The 204-nt window shown below is 45.1% G+C and carries 1 protein-coding gene; it reads left to right on the forward strand.

Annotated elements, in window-relative coordinates:
* Positions 1 to 204, forward strand: a 204-nt coding sequence (locus ACL9RM_RS26860; RefSeq protein WP_414126739.1) for a condensation domain-containing protein, incomplete at both ends; no start/stop codon positions are given.

The following is a 204-nucleotide window of genomic DNA, read 5'->3' on the forward strand; positions in this document are numbered from 1 at the left end:
TTAAATCAACTGGTGGATCGCCATCAAATATTCAGAACGAATTTTTATAGCGGCTGGAATGAGCAGCCTTTACAGGTAGTGTACCGCCATAAAGCGGCTGGATTCCGTTTTGAAGATGTACGTTCACTGGGACAAGGAGAGCAGGACGCATACATTGCTGATTTTGCTGAGCGTGACAAAGCCGAAGGCTTTAATTTCAGCTCA

It is taken from the genome of Paenibacillus sp. S29 (genome assembly GCF_049319765.1).
In the GTDB taxonomy this organism is placed as follows: Bacteria; Bacillota; Bacilli; order Paenibacillales; family Paenibacillaceae; genus Paenibacillus; species Paenibacillus polymyxa_B.